At 35.3% G+C, this 17,294-nt stretch carries 15 protein-coding genes; 2 read left to right on the top strand and 13 right to left on the bottom strand.

The window, feature by feature from the left end; genetic code table 11:
- Positions 1 to 3 precede the first annotated feature (3 nt).
- A complete protein-coding gene (gene pseB / locus BMS_RS01735; protein ID WP_014243064.1) occupies positions 4 to 1,014 on the bottom strand; it encodes a UDP-N-acetylglucosamine 4,6-dehydratase (inverting) in 1,011 nt (336 codons plus the stop codon).
- 279 nt (positions 1,015 to 1,293) lie between these two features.
- Between pseB and BMS_RS01730 the strand changes: the two genes are divergently transcribed.
- On the top strand, positions 1,294 to 2,307 hold the full coding sequence (locus BMS_RS01730) for a glycosyltransferase family 4 protein (RefSeq protein ID WP_157868213.1): 1,014 nt from the start codon (positions 1,294 to 1,296) through the stop codon (positions 2,305 to 2,307).
- On the opposite strand, the gene BMS_RS01725 is transcribed toward BMS_RS01730, so the two are convergent.
- The 10 genes from BMS_RS01725 to BMS_RS01680 all read right to left on the bottom strand — a co-directional run bounded on the left by BMS_RS01725 (position 2,302) and on the right by BMS_RS01680 (position 13,979).
- A complete protein-coding gene (locus BMS_RS01725; protein WP_044557182.1) occupies positions 2,302 to 3,537 on the bottom strand; it encodes an MATE family efflux transporter in 1,236 nt (411 codons plus the stop codon). The two genes, BMS_RS01730 and BMS_RS01725, sit on opposite strands and share 6 nt — an antisense overlap.
- Positions 3,530 to 4,948 carry an O-antigen polymerase gene (locus tag BMS_RS01720; protein WP_014243061.1) on the bottom strand — a complete coding sequence of 473 codons (1,419 nt, stop codon included), beginning with the start codon at positions 4,946 to 4,948 and terminating at the stop codon, positions 3,530 to 3,532. Before BMS_RS01720 ends, BMS_RS01725 begins: the two co-directional genes overlap by 8 nt.
- On the bottom strand, positions 4,926 to 6,011 hold the full coding sequence (locus BMS_RS01715; RefSeq protein ID WP_157868212.1) for a hypothetical protein: 1,086 nt from the start codon (positions 6,009 to 6,011) through the stop codon (positions 4,926 to 4,928). The genes BMS_RS01720 and BMS_RS01715 overlap by 23 nt, the downstream gene beginning before the upstream one ends.
- A 148-nt stretch (positions 6,012 to 6,159) precedes the next feature.
- A complete protein-coding gene (locus BMS_RS01710) occupies positions 6,160 to 6,588 on the bottom strand; it encodes an adenylyltransferase/cytidyltransferase family protein (RefSeq protein ID WP_044557181.1) in 429 nt (142 codons plus the stop codon).
- 19 nt (positions 6,589 to 6,607) lie between these two features.
- A complete protein-coding gene (locus BMS_RS01705; protein WP_014243058.1) occupies positions 6,608 to 7,363 on the bottom strand; it encodes a CDP-alcohol phosphatidyltransferase family protein in 756 nt (251 codons plus the stop codon).
- Entirely contained in the window at positions 7,326 to 8,270 is a 945-nt protein-coding gene (locus BMS_RS17775; protein WP_075053413.1) for a glycosyltransferase, read from the bottom strand. Before BMS_RS17775 ends, BMS_RS01705 begins: the two co-directional genes overlap by 38 nt.
- Before the next feature lie 201 nt (positions 8,271 to 8,471).
- Positions 8,472 to 10,394, bottom strand: coding sequence for an asparagine synthase (glutamine-hydrolyzing) (asnB, locus tag BMS_RS01695; protein ID WP_044557179.1), 1,923 nt, complete (start codon positions 10,392 to 10,394; stop codon positions 8,472 to 8,474).
- Positions 10,395 to 10,405: 11 nt separating this feature from the next.
- Complete coding sequence (locus BMS_RS01690; RefSeq protein WP_044557178.1) at positions 10,406 to 11,434, bottom strand: SDR family oxidoreductase; 1,029 nt, start codon at positions 11,432 to 11,434, stop codon at positions 10,406 to 10,408.
- Positions 11,434 to 12,711 carry a nucleotide sugar dehydrogenase gene (locus BMS_RS01685; RefSeq protein ID WP_044557177.1) on the bottom strand — a complete coding sequence of 426 codons (1,278 nt, stop codon included), beginning with the start codon at positions 12,709 to 12,711 and terminating at the stop codon, positions 11,434 to 11,436. Before BMS_RS01685 ends, BMS_RS01690 begins: the two co-directional genes overlap by 1 nt.
- Positions 12,712 to 12,794: 83 nt before the next feature.
- The gene (locus BMS_RS01680; RefSeq protein ID WP_157868211.1) at positions 12,795 to 13,979 is read right to left on the bottom strand and encodes a hypothetical protein; all 1,185 of its coding nucleotides are present in this window, start codon (positions 13,977 to 13,979) and stop codon (positions 12,795 to 12,797) included.
- Between the two features lie 82 nt (positions 13,980 to 14,061).
- On the opposite strand from BMS_RS01680, the gene BMS_RS01675 reads away from it, so the two are divergent.
- Positions 14,062 to 14,838 (top strand): hypothetical protein, encoded by a 777-nt coding sequence (locus BMS_RS01675; RefSeq protein WP_014243052.1) that lies wholly within the window; start codon positions 14,062 to 14,064, stop codon positions 14,836 to 14,838.
- On the opposite strand, the gene BMS_RS01670 is transcribed toward BMS_RS01675, so the two are convergent.
- Positions 14,835 to 15,965: a glycosyltransferase family 4 protein gene (locus BMS_RS01670; RefSeq protein WP_014243051.1), complete on the bottom strand. Its 1,131-nt coding sequence runs from the start codon at positions 15,963 to 15,965 to the stop codon at positions 14,835 to 14,837. The two genes, BMS_RS01675 and BMS_RS01670, sit on opposite strands and share 4 nt — an antisense overlap.
- Before the next feature lie 9 nt (positions 15,966 to 15,974).
- Positions 15,975 to 17,273: a hypothetical protein gene (locus tag BMS_RS01665; RefSeq protein ID WP_014243050.1), complete on the bottom strand. Its 1,299-nt coding sequence runs from the start codon at positions 17,271 to 17,273 to the stop codon at positions 15,975 to 15,977.
- Positions 17,274 to 17,294: the final 21 nt, after the last annotated feature.

Here is a 17,294-nt window from a genome sequence, read left to right as displayed (position 1 = left end):
TTGTTAAACCTCAAAAGATGGGTCTACATGAAGTCTAATCTCTTCTCTAATCTGCGCAACAGTAAGCCATTCATCATTAGTTCCTGAGTTATATTTAAACCCATAATCAAGCCTCTTCCCCTTTTTCAACTTCTCGAATTCATCGACATCCCAAATTGGAGTGGAAGGCAGTATTACGTAATGATCATCAAACTCAACCGTGTTGATTGAATCCGTTTCAGTGATCATCTCCTCATGAAGTTTTTCACCTGGCCTAATACCTATAATATTAATCTTTGCGTCCGGCGCTATAGCCTTAGCAACATCAGTGATTCTATAAGAAGGAATTTTAGGAATGAAAATCTCTCCACCCCAGTGCTTATCTATTGCATTTAAAACCAACTGAACACCATCTTGAAGACTGATACTAAAACGAGTCATCTCTTCATGAGTTATACTCAACTCTCCAGTCTCTCTCATTTTCAAAAAATAAGGAATTACAGAGCCCCTAGAACCAAGAACATTTCCATACCTGACAACTGAGAACTTTAACTCTCGAGAACCTTTCATGTTATTGGCAGCAACGAAAAGCTTATCTGAGCATAATTTTGTTGCACCATACAAGTTAATAGGTGCAGCGGCCTTATCAGTAGAGAGCGCAACAACATCAGAAACGTTTGTTGCTAAAGCCGCATTAATAACATTTTCCGCTCCAAGTACATTCGTCTTAATACACTCCATTGGGTTATACTCCGCAGCAACGACCTGCTTCATTGCCGCTGCATGTATAATCACATCGATTCCTTCGCAAGCCATCTTAAGCCTTTCAGCATCTCTTACATCGCCAATAAAGTACCTAATTGCCTTATACTTCTCCGCAGAGAACTCTTGAGCCATTTCCGACTGTTTTAGCTCATCGCGTGAATATACTACGAGCCTTTTCACCCCAGGGTAATTCCTAAGAATTGTTTTAACAAACTCTTTACCAAACGAGCCTGTTCCACCAGTTATTAAAATTGCTTTATTATTCAACATTACTTCTCCGAAAAGTTATCACTAGAGACTATCTTTCTTTGCATGAATTGTCGAAGTCTCTTGAGTCAAATACACTAAACCCAATAGCCGGTTGTGAATATATATTTTAATTTATTTATAGATAACCTTTACTTCTTATACTATAAATAAAGGTGTCTTTTTTACAACTTCCCAAAATGACGCATTCGCACATAGAATTCAGGGATCAATAGAGGAAAAATGAAACCGTTAACAAGTATAATTATCTCATTCTTACTAAGTTTTTTGATATGTTATATTATGATTCCATCAATTATTAAAATTGCAAAATTAAAGCATCTTTTTGATGAACCCGATGGCCGCAAAAAACACAAATCATCAATACCTACACTCGGCGGAATAGCAATTTTTGCATCATTTCTACTTTCAACTAACCTTAACCCCATAAATATCAGTTTCTTTAACCAGCAATATATTTTTTCATCTCTTGCTATTCTGTTCTTTATTGGAATAGAAGACGACATTTTGAATACACGTGCTCGCAAAAAACTAGTCGCACAAATAATATCTTCGCTAATCCTAATATTTTTTGCAGACATTAGACTATCTAGTCTTCACGGAGTCTTCAACATATACGAGATCCCTTACTCAATAAGTGTAATAATAACACTTATAACAATAATCGGTATCACAAATGCATTAAATTTAATTGATGGAATAGATACTCTAGCAGCCTCAATAGGAATTTTTTCAACATTGACCTTTGGGTCATTCTTCTTAATTATTAAAAGCTACCACTACTCAACTTTTGCATTCTCACTTCTTGGTTCTTTATTAGCCTTTCTTTATTACAACAGAACACCAGCGAGAATTTTCATGGGCGACACAGGGTCATTGATCCTTGGGATGATGACTTCAATTTTTTCAATTAAAGCGATTGAGTTATCTGCAATAAATACAGAAATTCAGGTCAACTTTTTATCTTCACCGGCAATTGTGATTTCAATTTTAATTGTTCCAATAGCTGACACTTTGAGAGTACTTATTATACGGCTTACCAAGGGAGTATCTCCATTCTCCCCTGACAGAAATCATTTTCACCACATTTTAACAGATTGTGGCTTAAGCCACCATCAATCAACAGCTCTACTGGTTACAATAAGTGCTATCTCATTGTTAATGACATATTACTTCCAAGATACTTCAGTTAATATTTTGATAACATTAAATATCTTATACATTGCCTTACTTACCCGCTTTTTTTCTAAAATAAAAAAAAAAGGTGTTCATCGAAAGGCGAGCTCAGCACTATGAAGTCACCGTCCTCTGTAAATTTTTATAAAAAATAACTACTGAACTCAGCGAGAAAACAAAACTACCAATATTAACAGATACGCCAGCCCCAATAATTCCAAACTTAGGAATTAAGATCACACCTACTGAGAAACTTAGAAATATACTTATCATTGATATAAATGCTTGCGGCTTTAAAACTCTCATTACAGTTAAAGAAGCGTTTACAAAGGAATATACGGCCATTAGAGTTGCTGCTGAAAACATTAGTGCCACAAGATTCGAATTACCAACAAAGCTGTCATCATAAATTACCTTTAGAACCATATCTCCAAATGTGATACTCAAAACAATCGCGACAAAACCTACAAAAACAGATAAAAAGCATAAGGTTAAAACAAAGCTTACAAACTTATCTGTATTTGTATGCCAAAGTTCAGCAAGTCTAGAGATAACAGCCTGCTTTACTGCCACAGTAATAACTGCTGCACCAACTAAGAAGTATCCAATACCTACATAAACTCCCAAATGGGATGCCCCTAGAAATTTGTCTATCAAATATCTAGGTATGTTCGAGTTTAATGAGACCAGACACGCTGTTATCCCCAGAGGAACAGAACTCAAAATTATTTTTTTCTGTCTACACTCTAAGAAAGGTTGCCTCAACACCTCTTTAAAAGAAATATTAATACCTAATTCACTCATCATGAAAAATTCAACAACGATAACAATTAGCTTTACCAAAGCTAAACTAAGTAAGAATAGTAACAATGACTTAAAGTAATATAAACTCAAAGAACTAATACTTACGGATAACACTGTTGCTATTATGAGAGAATACGCAGATTTATCTAATCGTTCAACTTTTTGAAAAACACCTTGATTTAAATCACTTATAGCATCAAACAACTTAACAATTGCAGCAACAAACATAAGCTCCATTAACGAAGTATCATAAAAAATAGTCAAAATTATTAAAAGTAAAATTCCAAAGATTGAAGTTAACAAACGAGTTTTATAATAGTCCTCAAGGCTATTATTTTTTTTAAAATCTGTAGCTAATAGAGATCGTATATTTAGATTTGCAAAGGCAAAAATAGGAGACGATATTCCCATAACAATCCCGAACAAACCTAGGATCTTAATACTTCCTAACTTTAGAATTATAACGACAAGACACCATTGCGATATAGCATATAAAACCCGCCCAAAAAGAGACCACAAGAAATTAGTACTTACTTTTTCAAACATGAGTTTTTTCACTCTTTTCCAGAAGGTGCTCTCCCACTTTTACAACAAGAAAAACGAATATCATTATACAAAAATTTCTAAAAAAGTAGTTCAGTAATGTAGAGAATGGGATCCTATAAAAAAACCATGACATAGGAGCGAGCACAAAAACAAACAATGTAACAATTGGGTTTCCAGGTTTTGACATTGCCTCCCTATAGAAACGAATCAATAAACACCAAAGAGAAATCACAAAGACTACACCCAAGACATCAAAATTAATAAATGCTTCAGCAAGTGGAGACATTCCCACACCAAAGTTTTGAGGAAACTCCGTAAGAGCTCTAACCTCTCCTCCAAAAGACTGAGACAAAGCCAATGGCTTTTTTACCCCAAAATATAAAAAACGAGGAACTAACTGATACAACGACTGCACATAGGACTCGCCCAATAACAAAGGCCTATCTAAAAAGATACTTCCAGTTAATGAGAAGTTTATTGCTGAAAACTCAGCAGGAAATATCCACCCCAACTTAATATGTGAAAACCCTTTGATTAACTCACTAAAATCTTTATTTGCGACTGCTCTAGTTAACCAGTACCTATAATGTCCAAGAATTGAAAAAGTACAAAAACAAAAAAGTAACACTACAACATGATGTAGCTTCAACAAAATCTGCTTCACAAGAGCTCCAAACATAACAACACTAATAATACCTACATACATAAGTGATGAACGTTCGCCTTCAGCTAGCCATAATCCCAACACAGGAAGTAGAAAAAAAACATGGAGTAGATGAAAAAACTGTGACTTAAGTGATTTTTTTTTATTACAAACACTTATTAAGATTGCCATTGAAACAGATGTTCCCCAATAGAAAAATAAATCATATGGATAATTACTAGACTTCTTCATTGCAAAACCTACTTTGCTTGCCCTTACCAAAGAGAAAGACGCTTCAACCCCTCCATATTTATTATACTGCAGATATAAAAATAAATAGCCCACACTAAGAACTGCAAAATATGCAATATAAAGACTCGACAACTTTAATGATATACTAGGCTTGCTTTGCTTATAAAAAAGATACTTGAATTTATATATCAGCATAAAAAAGATGAAAGAAGCAATTGCCAAGGTCGCAGTCACATAGGAACTATAATATACTTCTTCTGAAAAATAACTAAAAGAAACCTTCTTCCCAAAAGGAGAAGTAACAATGTAGAAAAAGAAAGCAATTGACGAAATAAATTCAAATGAGAAAAAACCACTTGAGACACGATAAAAGCGTACTAAAAAACATACAAAAAAAATAAAATTTACAATCGGCAACAAATCATACTGATCAAAGAGCAAACTGGCCAATACAGTGACAAGATAAATAATAAATCCGATATGATCGATTTTATTATCTGTGAATTTTTCTAGCACGGAGGAGTCCTACAATAAAACTAATAAGTATCCCAAACAAGGAAAATAAAAAGAATTTCCTCAAATTAAATTTCTTACTTTTAACGATCTCTCGTTCCGATGTGCTAATTTCCGATATGTAATACAATCCTCGACTAGATTTTATGAAGTGCCCAAAGACTATTTTTTCAATTCCTTCATAACCTAAGAAAATCGCCTTAGTATCAAGTGAGAAAGTCACATCTCCAGGACACTTCTCTGCCACCTTCTTCAAGAATTCCATCCCCTGAGGAGATAAGTAACGAGTTGAATAAAGAGCAATTCCTTTCTTTAGATATTGTATCTTTATTTGAGAAAAAGTTTTTTTGCTCCCAAGTTGCCTTACACATCTAAACTTCCTTCGACTATTGACCGATAGGAAGTTATCAAGAGAGTTTAAACTATTCCGACCAATTTGAAAATCAACAACTTCTCCATACGATGGCTCCAAGGTAACAGCATGCTCGTCTATTTTTATCCCCACGATTCTTTTTATAGAGAACTTCTCCCCCCACGCTAAGAATTCTAACTGAATACAATTCTGCATCTCAGTCAGCATCCTCATTGCTTCACTAGTTTTAGGAATATCAAAGCTTGAAGTGTTAATCGTTCCAGTAGTTCCCACAGCTCCAGATATCTCCATAAAGGAAATCATTCTCAATAATGCCTCGACTATTGAATGATCACCATGTCTAAGGATACATTTTTTAAACTGGGAAGACTTTAAGTAAGCAAGCAACCAATAAGGGTATTGATTATCAAAATTATACAGGTCTTGATCTATTTTAAAATATACCTGCTGATAAGGTCTATTTGTAACCTCACCATGTTTATAAAGTAGGTTTAAATATGACTTAAAAAAATTATCTTTTAATAGGCTATTTTTCTTCCAAACCACTCTTAAAGTATCTGACTCTGCAAGTAATGACTCTTCAAATGAAATATTATTAATAAAGTTTCTATAATCTGTAATGCCTGCTTTTTTTCCAAACTCACTAAAGTAAACTTCATCAAAAACATCTCTCGATCTTAAGAAGTTTATCAAATCTATCTTCCGAGAACCTCCATATCCAATCTCAACTATTTTTTGCTTATTAGCCTCAGTTTTTTTTTGAATAAAAGAAGAATATATTCCCAAACTACAAAACAATACAAATGGAGAAGCTATAAGTAAGTAGGAAATGATTCTATTTTTATTTGTCTTCACGTCTTTCCTTTAATATCTCGTTAATAAGTGTTGAAGAAACTCCCCTGGTATAAGGGAAATAAATTACTCTCACACCCTTCTCTCCAAGAGCCTTCTCAATTTCATTCCATTTATCGGTATTCTGCCAATCACTTCCTACAAACATAATATCAAACTTATACTTTTCCCATGCATCAAGCTTATTCATATCAATCTGAGGAACAACTAAATCAACGTATCTTACAGACCTTACGATTTCAGCTCTTTCTGGATACTTAATTACGGAGGTTTTATTCTTATAACTGACAAGCTCATCAACAGAAACCCCCACTATAAGTTTGTCACACATCGACTTTGCATTCCTAAGTAGGTTAACATGTCCAACATGAAACAAGTCAAAAACACCTGTAGTATATCCTACAACTTCCTTCTTCATACTTCCTCCCCAAGGCTGACTAGTTACGAGCAAGGTACTGTCCCTTCTTAGAGAGAGACAAAAATTTAACTGCGATAATCATTGCATGCGTAAGTAAATAAGTGAAAAGGGTATACTTAATAATGCCTGCAGAGCTATAACTAAAAAATATCAATACAAAGTTTACTAATAAGAAGCCTTCAAAACCAACACTAGCAGATACCAAGTTAAATATATAAAGCTTTTTACCCCTTGCTGTATTTCGAACCTTAGAACTCTCTTTAGTTATCCCTTTCTCATGCAGGGCGCGACTATAATTATTCTTAACTCCACTCAAAAAGCTTCCTGTCACACTATAACCTATCGCAAGATACAAAAACTGAACATCTGAAAAAGACATATAATAGTGAATGCAGATACCTATTCCATAAAGGGGGTATAGTAAACTATGTATCATATAGTCCCAATACACACCATTAAGAGTGAATTTTTTAAAAAATCTAGCAACTTCTCCGTCGCAAATATCGAAGATTATGTGTAACCTCCAGGCTAAATAAAATAAAGAAGCAACCTTTCCCTCAAAACTACTTAAAAAAAGAATACCTGAAAACCCTGTTAGAAAAAAAAGGACTGTAACTGCATTTGCAGACATTTTTAAGTTTACAAAAATAAATGTAAAATAAATTGAAACGTGTGCACTAAAAAAGTGCAAAATTGCATTATCTTTATAGTTTTCACGTCGAGATCTTGATTTAACCTCATGCATCGAATACATCATTACTCCACTGATCATCATACTTACTCATTACATTCTCCCAACTATATTTAAACAAAACATCTCTTCTTAAACCCCTAAAGTCAAAAGATCGATCATCAACTATTGAGACCAAAGCCTTAGATATCTCATCACTGCTACTATGATTAATTAAAAATGGATATTCATCGCCTACAATAGTTGAACAAGACCCAACATTTGTCAAAACTACCTTACACCCACTCTTAAATGCCTCAAGAACAACCTTAGGAAAACCTTCAGATACAGAAGATAAAATAAAGAACTCTGACTTCAGATACTCAGCACTCATTTTATCTATGTCCAAATGCCCTAAAAGAAGAACATCTCCACAGAGTCCAAGCTTTTTAATCAATTCTTCGAGATCACCTCTTAAGTAACCTTCGCCAGCAATCCTTAGTCTGGGGTATTCTTTCTTTAAAGACTTCATCTCCCCAACAAACTTCGCATACCCTTCAATAAGAAATGAAAACCCTTTTTCATTTTTAAGAAAACCGACACCCAAAAAACCTTCTCTATCTTTTACTACTTCATTGTTTTTCAGATTTGAATCAATACCGTTTGGTACTATATGTACCCTTGACTCTCCAAATATATTACTCATACCATCGATCATCTGAGGAGAGATACAAAATACTCTACAAATACACTTTGAAAAAAGCCTAAACCAACATTTATTCTTAACTCGATAATAGTCACTTCCATGAAATGTAATATAGTTTACCCCTCCTACAGCCTTATTGAATAATGCAACTATTAAATACATTGGCGAGTGAACATGAACGACTCTAATTCTGTATCTTATTAAGATAGTAATAGATACAATACTTATCCATAAGATAGATAAAGATCTCAAGAAGGAATGTAATACAGAGTCTAGAAAGCCTCGACCTCTGGGCCTCGCCCTCATCCACTGCCAAACCGACACATGACTACAGTTTAAAGGCACACTAAATTTTTCACCATCTAAACGAGGAGAAACATAATGTACAAATGATTTAGAATCCAACTTAGTTATTTTATAGGGATGGTAACCTGCTCCGGGAAACAGGCTGGTTGGATAAGTACTAATACGTAAGATTTTCCTAATGAAAAAGCTCCTTATTATCCATTAGCCTAAAAAGCTCTCATAGAAGATATTAAAATTTAGCATCATCCAAATCTTCAAACCTTCAGAATGATTTGACTCTATAGATGATTTATCCAGGTTTTTTTTAAGATAACTCATATCCCAAACTCCCATTCTTTCAGAGCACTCACTCAGTAAAATATCTCTAGCAAAACCATTCATATCCCCCCCCAGCCACTTATGAAGAGGAACAGGGAACCCTTGTTTAACTCTATTTAAAACTTCATCCACAACCAGACCTTTACCTAATTCTTTAAGAATATGCTTCGGGCGATCGAGCTTTTCAGAAATATCCCATGAAGGCCTATTTTGAGCCTTTAACTCACTCTCATCACTTATCCACCTCAATTTATATTTCAATGGAATTTGAGCAACGAACTCCACAAGCCTATGATCAACAAATGGCACCCTTGCCTCAACAGAAGCCTGCATCGTTGAACTATCCACCCTCATCAATAACCCCTGCAGGTGCTTCTGAGAAAAAGTGTATGAAATCTGGTTCTCAAAAGAGAGACCATTATCCCTAAAGAATGGCTCAAACTGAGAAAAGAGCTCTTCTTCAATCAATTCAACATCTACATTATCAAGGTTGAAAATCTTTTTCTTCTCTCTAGCTTTTATGTAACAATAGTTTTCGTAAAAAAACTTCGCTTTAGTCTCAAAGTCTTCTTTCCTAAATTTCATAAGAAGGCTCTGCTTAAGCCCATCATTACCTTCACTATTATACCTATTGAAATCTAACGGGCTTCTAAAAATTCTTCCATAACCCATAAATATTTCATCTGCACCTTCTCCTGAAAGAACAACAGTTATCTCTTTTTTCAACTCTTTAGACATCATAAAAAGTGGAATTTCATTAGGGACAGACAAAGGGGAGCCCTTCTTCTTTATAAGCTCCTTCGTTATACTAAAGTACTCCTCATCCCCCATATGTAAGGCATGGTGATTTGTCTGATACTTGGATGCCGTAAGATTAGCCTCCCTATGCTCATTATAACCTTCTTCAGGAAAACCTATTGTATAAGTATTAATACGACCCTTATTTTCTCTCAATAACTTAGACATCAATGCAACAATTAAACTGGAATCAACTCCTCCAGACAAAAAAGCACCATAAGGAACATCGCTTCTCATCCGAAGGGAGACAGCGTCAGAGAGTAGCCTTAATACTTCGTTAAGGTAAAAGTCTTCTCCACGATCTTCATCTTGTAAAAAGTAACAACTTTCAAATTCATAGTATTTTTTAATTTTAATTTCTTTTTTATTAATAAGCATAAAATGCCCAGGAGCTAAAGAACTTACTCCCTCAAAGAACGTATCATTACAAATCGGATAACGAAAAGATAAGTAAGAAGATACAGCGCTCATATTCACGCTCTTTCTTTTCTTTAATATTTCTAACAATGGTGGGACTTCTGAACTGAACTTCAAGATGTCCCCCTCTTGTGAGTAATAAAGGGGCTTAATTCCAAATCGATCCCTAGCAATAATCATCTCTTCCTTTACAATGTCATAAAAAGAGAATGCAAACATACCATTACACTTATCTAAGAAACGTACTCCTTCATGAATTAACCCCAGCAGTAAAACTTCAGTATCACCAGTTGACCTAAACTTGACACTATATTTTCGACATAACTCATCTCTTAACTCAATGTAGTTATAAATTTCTCCGTTAAACACTAGGCAAAACCTCTTATCAAAAGAGAGCATTGGCTGAGATGAAGCTGATGACAAATCTAAAATTTTCAATCTACTGTGACCCATAATGGCGCTTTTAAAATACTCTATACCACTCCCATCTGGACCGCGATGAGACATAGAAGCTAGAGCTTTCTCAAATACTGCTTTTTCATATTCAAACTTTTCAAACTTTGGAGAAAATACGCCCAGAATTCCACACATCAACTAACTCACTATTTTAAATTTTTATAGTACCAATCAATAGACTCTATAAGGCCCTCCTCAACCATGTGAGAAGGAGAATAACCAAGTAGATCGGCTGCTTTAGATATATCTGCATGAGAATGTCTAATATCCCCATCCCTAAAGTCCCCATATCCCACATCTATATCAGCCAAGGAACTATCATACTTAACTAGTTCCCTCTTTATTAGAAAAAATAGTTTATTTAAAGTTGTTCTATCATGACAAGCGCAATTAAAGACTGTTCCAAAAACAGCTTTTTCTTGAGACAAAGCAGAAAGGATATTCATCTGAACAACATTATCTATATAACAAAAGTCTCTACTCGTCTCTCCATCACCAAAAATAACGACCTTCTCATCGCTTAACATTGCCTTCACCCACCGAGGAATTACTGCAGCATAAACAGAATTAGGATCCTGCCTTTTACCAAAAACATTAAAATACCTAATCCCTACAGTATTCAATCCATAGTTTTTAAAAAACACATTTGCATACAACTCATTTACATGCTTTGTCACAGCATAAGGAGAAAGTTGCATTCCAATCTCAGACTCAACCTTCGGCAAAGCTGGATGATCACCATACACGGAACTACTTGAAGCAAAGACAAAACTCTTAACCCCTGATAACTTTGAAGCCCAAAGCATATTCAACTGACCGTTAACATTAGAGTTATGAGAATTCAACGGATCCTTGATTGACCTTGGGACTGACCCCAATGCAGCCTGATGCAAAACATAATCCACTCCAGCAACAGCCCTCTTGCAAGTCTCAAGATCTAAAATATCCCCCTCAATAAAGCTGAAACAAGACCAGGCTTCACTCCCAACACTTTTCTCAACATCACTCAGGTTCTCTCTCCGGCCAGTTGAAAAATTATCCAGCCCTACTACCCGCTGTCCAGAAGAAAGCAAAAACTCAATCAAATTCGAACCTATAAATCCAGCGCAGCCCGTCACCAGCCATGTTTTCTCTTTCTGACTTAAGAGCTTTGAAATTTTTGTCAATTCACTCATTACAAGTTCCAATAGTTTTCAAAAGAAGTAGAAATAGTACTATTCCTCCAAACACCTTTTAAGTCCAAAATAATACCACTATTCCCAGCAAGCTTTTCAATGTCCAGTCTCTGCCACTTTGTATATTCAGAGTGAGCCACTGCAACAATAAGAGCATTAGATTCAGAAAGTTGCTCTTTGCTCACGACAGGAGTTTTATAAAGCCGAAAAGCTTCATCAACATAACACTCAGGATCATGCACCTGTATCTTCACTCCATAATCCCTCAGCTCGTCAATAATATCTACAACCCTAGTATTTCTCAAATCAGGGCAATCCTCCTTAAAGGTCAACCCTAGGATTGTCACAAGAGAATTCTTAATGGGAACTCCCGCATGAATAAGTTGTTTAACAACTTTTTCTGCAACAAACTTCCCCACACTATCATTGATCCTCCTTCCCGAAAGAATTATCTCAGGGTGTAACCCCAGCTGCTCAGCCTTATGAGTAAGATAATAAGGATCAACTCCTATACAGTGGCCACCGACAAGGCCAGGCCTAAAGTTCAAAAAGTTCCATTTTGTTCCTGCAGCCTCTAAAACATCTAGAGTGTTAATACCCATTTTTTCAAAAATAATAGCCAACTCATTAACAAATGCAATATTTATATCTCTCTGAGAATTCTCAATCACCTTAGCCGCTTCTGCCACTTTTATCGAACTTGCCTCATAAACACCTGCACTTACTACTTTGGAATACATTTCAGAAAGAACCTTTAATGAGTCTCTATCCTGTGCAGAAACAACCTTAACAATAGATTCAAGGGTATGCTTCTTATCTCCGGGGTTTATCCTCTCAGGGCTATACCCTACTTTGAAATCATGTCCAGCTTTTAATCCAGATGCCTTCTCAAGAACGGGAATACAGTCTTCCTCAGTTGCTCCTGGATAAACCGTTGATTCATAAACGACAATATCTCCAGCCTTCAAAACTCCACCAACTAGGTTGGAGGCAGATATCAAAGGAGACAGATCAGGCTGCTTAGCCTTATTTACAGGAGTAGGTACAGCAATAATATGAAAATTTGCTTCAGAAATCTCATTCACATCAGAAGTATACTTAATATTTAAACTTTCTAACTCTTTAGACGTCAGCTCTTTAGTACTATCAAATCCAGCCCTCAACTCTTTAAGCCGAGTTTCATTAATATCAAATCCAATAACTTGCCCAAAACGACTAAAAGCAACAGCCACGGGGAAACCAACATAACCTAAACCAATAACGGAAACTTTACGCATCACTAAACCTTTAACTATTATTAATTATTTATATAATCTCAAGAATCTACAGGAGTGACAAATACTTTATACGAAAATATTGTCTATAACTTTTGCTTAAAGTAAGTATTCTTACTACTCTTAAGGCAATGTATAAGTACGATCAAAAAATAGAACAGCAAATATTGAAATGGATTAGTTACTAAAAAATATAAAAACAAAGAAAGCATCAAGCCAAGATCACCCCAGGTGACTCTCAATATAAAATAAAAAACAAGAGAGAAGAATAAAAAGCCTTTAATTGCAAGTAAGTCGAAATATCCACTCGAAAAAGAAAATGGCATATACAAATATGGAGCATTAAAGCCATTTCCTAAAAAGAAACTAACAATAGAGTTCCCCCTCAATACTGACACCCCCCCACGAAAGCGATCGATTCGATTCCCAACAGATCCGATAAGAGTTTCTTCAAATTGATACAGATTAAGGCAAAGCAGAACAATAAGGATTAATACTAAAAAGACATACCCCCTAAGCTCCCTCCTCTTGATCTTCAACACAAGAAAAGAGACGATAGCCAAAAATACCATTCCATAAAAAGCAAGAGAAAATGACAACAGACCTATTACTAAACTCAATAGCTGATATCTCAGTTTCCACTTTTTACTCTTACAAGCAGACTCAGCAAAAAAGAAATTTAGCCACGCAAAGAAACCAAGCTGATTTGGTTCAAAAAAAACTCCAGTATTCCGACCAATGAACAAGCCAAATACTTTATTTTCAATTATAAAATGACCAAACCTAGAGACTTTATACGGATAATTCGCAAATTTATCTACACTAGAAAAGTTGACAACTGGCAACTGTTGAGGATCAAAAAAATAATACCAGCTCCCAAAAATGGTCCAAAAACCAATAGCAATCCAGACAACAATCCACAACCCACTGAACCACTTCAAAAGGCACACTCTAGACCCAACAAATGAAAAAAACAGAAGACCAAAAGCTAACTTATTTGCAGATCCTATATACCTAAAAGGGTCTTCACTATAAATATAGCAAGTCGCTAACATTAAAACAAAACCACAGACCGTTAGCAATAACTCTGTATAAGACCTATCCCAGACCCCCACAAAAAACAGCACCAACAGTATACCACCCTCAAGAATTAACCTTTCAGTTCGAGGAAAATATGAAATTGCCAAAAATGGCTGATTAACAAGAATGTTTAACAGTATAAAAAGTAAAAAAAATAAAAGTAAAAACTTTAACTTTGTCTTCTCCATCATAGCCTTATAGAGTGAATGCCTCTCTAATCTTGACACAACAGCGACAATGTTTAAACATTTATCTATAACTAAAAGGTTAAATATGTATAAACTAATTTCTTATATCATCACACTAGTTAGTAAACTTGAACGACTGTATTTTCTTAAAAATAGTTCAAATCAATCCAACAGCCCTCTTCTAAAAAATGGATTTGTCCTCCATTATAATGAAAACATAAATTTAAACAAACTTAAGATAAAAGAAGAATTTAAACTTTCAAATTACTCTTCGAAATTAATTATCGAAGAAGAATCATTAAAGGCATTTGTTAAATCTATTTTAAAAGATAGCCAGATCCAAAATGAGCTCTTAGGCTTTTTTAACAGCCCTTTTAGCATCGACTTTATAACATACTACAGAACTTACTCTCTACCCGAAAAACTACAGAACAAATCATTTTACGCAAATCATTGGCACACTGACACCCTTCTAACAGAGAACAGTGTAAAAATTCTTTGTCTACCAAGTTCAATCAATAGCGCAAAAGGCCCTTTTCAAGCTCTTTCCCTCAAAGAAACACTTTGTCTAACAAGTAACGGATTCATGAGAGGAGAGAATTTACCAAACATACAATTACAAGAAAATCCTTCTCTTGTATTTGACGGTAAAGAGTCTAAAGTTTTATTTGTACGACCAAATCTCTGCATGCACAAGGCTGGAATTCCAAATGCAAACGAACACAGAGATCAACTAATGATACAACTGAACCCAGCAAAAAACTGGTCTTACAGAGAAGACTTATTTAACATGCAGTACCAAAGAGAACCTACGCTTGCCTTCATTAAAAATACTCTAAGAAAGAAAATAACTTTAACTTAAATACTGTTAGATGATTGATAAATTTTCACTGTTTCAGATACGACCTTGCAAATAGAAAATTCTTCCTCAGCAAGCTTACGTCCAGCAAGGCCCATACTAACCCTTAAGTTAAAGTCATCTACCAATACCTCAATCGCATCCAGTAACGGGAGCACCCTCCGAGACTCAACAAGCAAAGCATTAGAATGATTATTAGAAAGAATTTCTCTACACCCAGGAACGTCCGTAGTAACTATAGCCCTCCCAATGGCGCAAGCTTCAATTAAAACCTTAGGCAACCCCTCTCTATATGATGGTAAGCAAACTATATTTGCGGAAGCTAAGACTGTATTCATGTCCGATCGGTAACCCCACCACTCGACCCTTCCTTCTTTCACCCATGATTCAAGCTCAGTCCTTGAAATAGCTGAAGGGTTTCCTTCATCCACTTCTCCCACTAGAATCATACGAACATCAGCCCTCTTGTTTTTAAGCAATAAAGCAGCTTCAACAAACTCTAAAACTCCTTTATCTCGTAAAAGCCTTGATGCTAAAATAACCCTACACGGGCCATTATTGTCTTCTTCAACATAAGAAAATTTCTCAAGATCAACGCCTGAACCTCTAATTAGAAATGAATTCTTCTTCTTAATAATATTCAAACTAGACATATACCTCATGTCATCCATATTCTGAAAGATACTCAGTATTCCATCTTTCTTAAGTATAAGTTTATAAAGCCCAATAACGATTAATCTTCTAACATATGATATAAATCCTTTTTGCGTGAAGATATAGCCAAGACCTGTGAATGCATTAACAATAAGAGGAATACGATTCATTCTGGCAGCAAGAGTTCCATACAATATTGGCTTAATCGTTACATGATGAACAATATCAGGGGATAATCTCTTATAGAGCCTAAAAATGCTAAATATAGATTTAAGCTCTTCAAGCATATGCATACCACTTCTGGAAAGAGGAATATAGTGAAAACCTATTCCTTCCTCTAACAATAAGTCTTTTCCTTCAGTAGTTCCTGAAGCAACATGAACCTCATAACCGAGCTCAATAGCCTTTCTTGCTATTGGCAGCCGATGAGAGATAAAAAATGCTAGAGGATTAACAAAGAAAAGTATTTTTTTCATAACTGCCTATTAAGAAAAGTAGTTAAGTATTTTTTCTGATACGTGTTCAAGCGGAAAGGAATCGCTGCAGTCCCCTCCCTGACAAGTGGTATCCAAAAAGTAGCCCTCTGAATTATGAATGCCATTTTTAATCGCAACAAAACTACAGTATTTTTCAAAGTTATAGACAGTACTCTCATCGTTATGAATTTTAAAATTCTCTACAATCTCTTTTCCATATACAAGTGTGACGAATAAACTATCTCCCCTATTGTCAACAGAGAAGACTTGGTCTCCCGAAGCGCTTGCAACTAATGATGATATAGCTCTTTCAGCGTCCAATGCCCTTGCGGAATCTTTAAATACCATCAGAAAATCACGCGACATTCTTGCTTCAATACGCAAGAAATCTACCTTAACCTCTTCAAAGAAAGACTCATAATCCTTAAGTCTATAATAAAAAATATTTTCACAGCATGGATCCTGATGCAACCCAGTTGCAAGCATCAGATCCCCCCCTTTTTCTAATTCTCTCAAAGTTTGACAAATAATTCTCTCATACAACTTATAAACATCTAAGAGCGGATCTTTCCCTCTTGGTACATACCACTCAGGATTATAATTTTTCCCTTCATAGACCTCTGATGAGAATAAATAGTGATGTTGAATATGTGCAGCTGAATTCAAAAATAACGTTGAAAAGTCCGGTCTCAATTTCTTTACCTTGCAAATATGCATATCCGCTAACAGTAAGTCCAAAAACATCGCTTTATTCCACTTTTTAGACCTAAGGCAAGATAAAATTTTAAAGTATTCTATATAGTTTATAAATCTTGAATACTTTAAAAAACCAACGAAAAGAAAGAATAAAGATCTCAATTCTACACGATGATGAGCATTGTCATTTACAATTTGAGCAATTGAAGCTGAAAGCTTTCGGTCCAGAAAGCCTCCACTTACTTTGGTTTTTGTCCAAGGGTCTGGAATAAAATAAAGAGGATTTCTTAAAGAGTTCCTTCCATTTATTGGAGAAATTGCTCCCACCCTTAAACCCCTATCGCGCTCGAGCTTTTCCCATACCTGAACCTCGCTTGTATTGACAATATCTCCCAAGCGAAAGACTCTGTGCTCCTCGAACGCCTTCCCTGTTCTTGCAGACACCCACTGAATCCAAGGCTCACAAGCACTATAATCCACCTCAACACTAGTTTTTGAAAGCCTATATTTACTTAAAATTTTTTTAAACCCTTCAAGTTTCCCAAGAGCAATATATTTTTCTACGTATGAGAAATTGACCTCATTTAGCTCTATAAAAAGTAATCTCTTCATAAATCCCCACCAACTTAAGTT

The organism is Halobacteriovorax marinus SJ (assembly GCF_000210915.2).
Taxonomy (GTDB): domain Bacteria; phylum Bdellovibrionota; class Bacteriovoracia; order Bacteriovoracales; family Bacteriovoracaceae; genus Halobacteriovorax; species Halobacteriovorax marinus.
Note: the sequence above shows the minus strand (reverse complement) of the source record. Positions and strands in the feature narration are given on the sequence as shown.

Coding starts and splice junctions, on each gene's coding strand:
- pseB (WP_014243064.1), bottom strand. CDS start 1,014: ATGTTGAATAATAAAGCAATTTTAATAACTGGTGGAACAGGCTCGTTT.
- BMS_RS01730 (WP_157868213.1), top strand. CDS start 1,294: ATGATTCCATCAATTATTAAAATTGCAAAATTAAAGCATCTTTTTGAT.
- BMS_RS01725 (WP_044557182.1), bottom strand. CDS start 3,537: ATGTTTGAAAAAGTAAGTACTAATTTCTTGTGGTCTCTTTTTGGGCGG.
- BMS_RS01710 (WP_044557181.1), bottom strand. CDS start 6,588: ATGAAGAAGGAAGTTGTAGGATATACTACAGGTGTTTTTGACTTGTTT.
- BMS_RS01705 (WP_014243058.1), bottom strand. CDS start 7,363: ATGATGATCAGTGGAGTAATGATGTATTCGATGCATGAGGTTAAATCA.
- BMS_RS17775 (WP_075053413.1), bottom strand. CDS start 8,270: ATGAGGGCGAGGCCCAGAGGTCGAGGCTTTCTAGACTCTGTATTACAT.
- asnB (WP_044557179.1), bottom strand. CDS start 10,394: ATGTGTGGAATTCTGGGCGTATTTTCTCCAAAGTTTGAAAAGTTTGAA.
- BMS_RS01690 (WP_044557178.1), bottom strand. CDS start 11,434: ATGAGTGAATTGACAAAAATTTCAAAGCTCTTAAGTCAGAAAGAGAAA.
- BMS_RS01685 (WP_044557177.1), bottom strand. CDS start 12,711: ATGCGTAAAGTTTCCGTTATTGGTTTAGGTTATGTTGGTTTCCCCGTG.
- BMS_RS01680 (WP_157868211.1), bottom strand. CDS start 13,979: ATGATGGAGAAGACAAAGTTAAAGTTTTTACTTTTATTTTTTTTACTT.
- BMS_RS01675 (WP_014243052.1), top strand. CDS start 14,062: ATGTATAAACTAATTTCTTATATCATCACACTAGTTAGTAAACTTGAA.
- BMS_RS01670 (WP_014243051.1), bottom strand. CDS start 15,965: ATGAAAAAAATACTTTTCTTTGTTAATCCTCTAGCATTTTTTATCTCT.
- BMS_RS01665 (WP_014243050.1), bottom strand. CDS start 17,273: ATGAAGAGATTACTTTTTATAGAGCTAAATGAGGTCAATTTCTCATAC.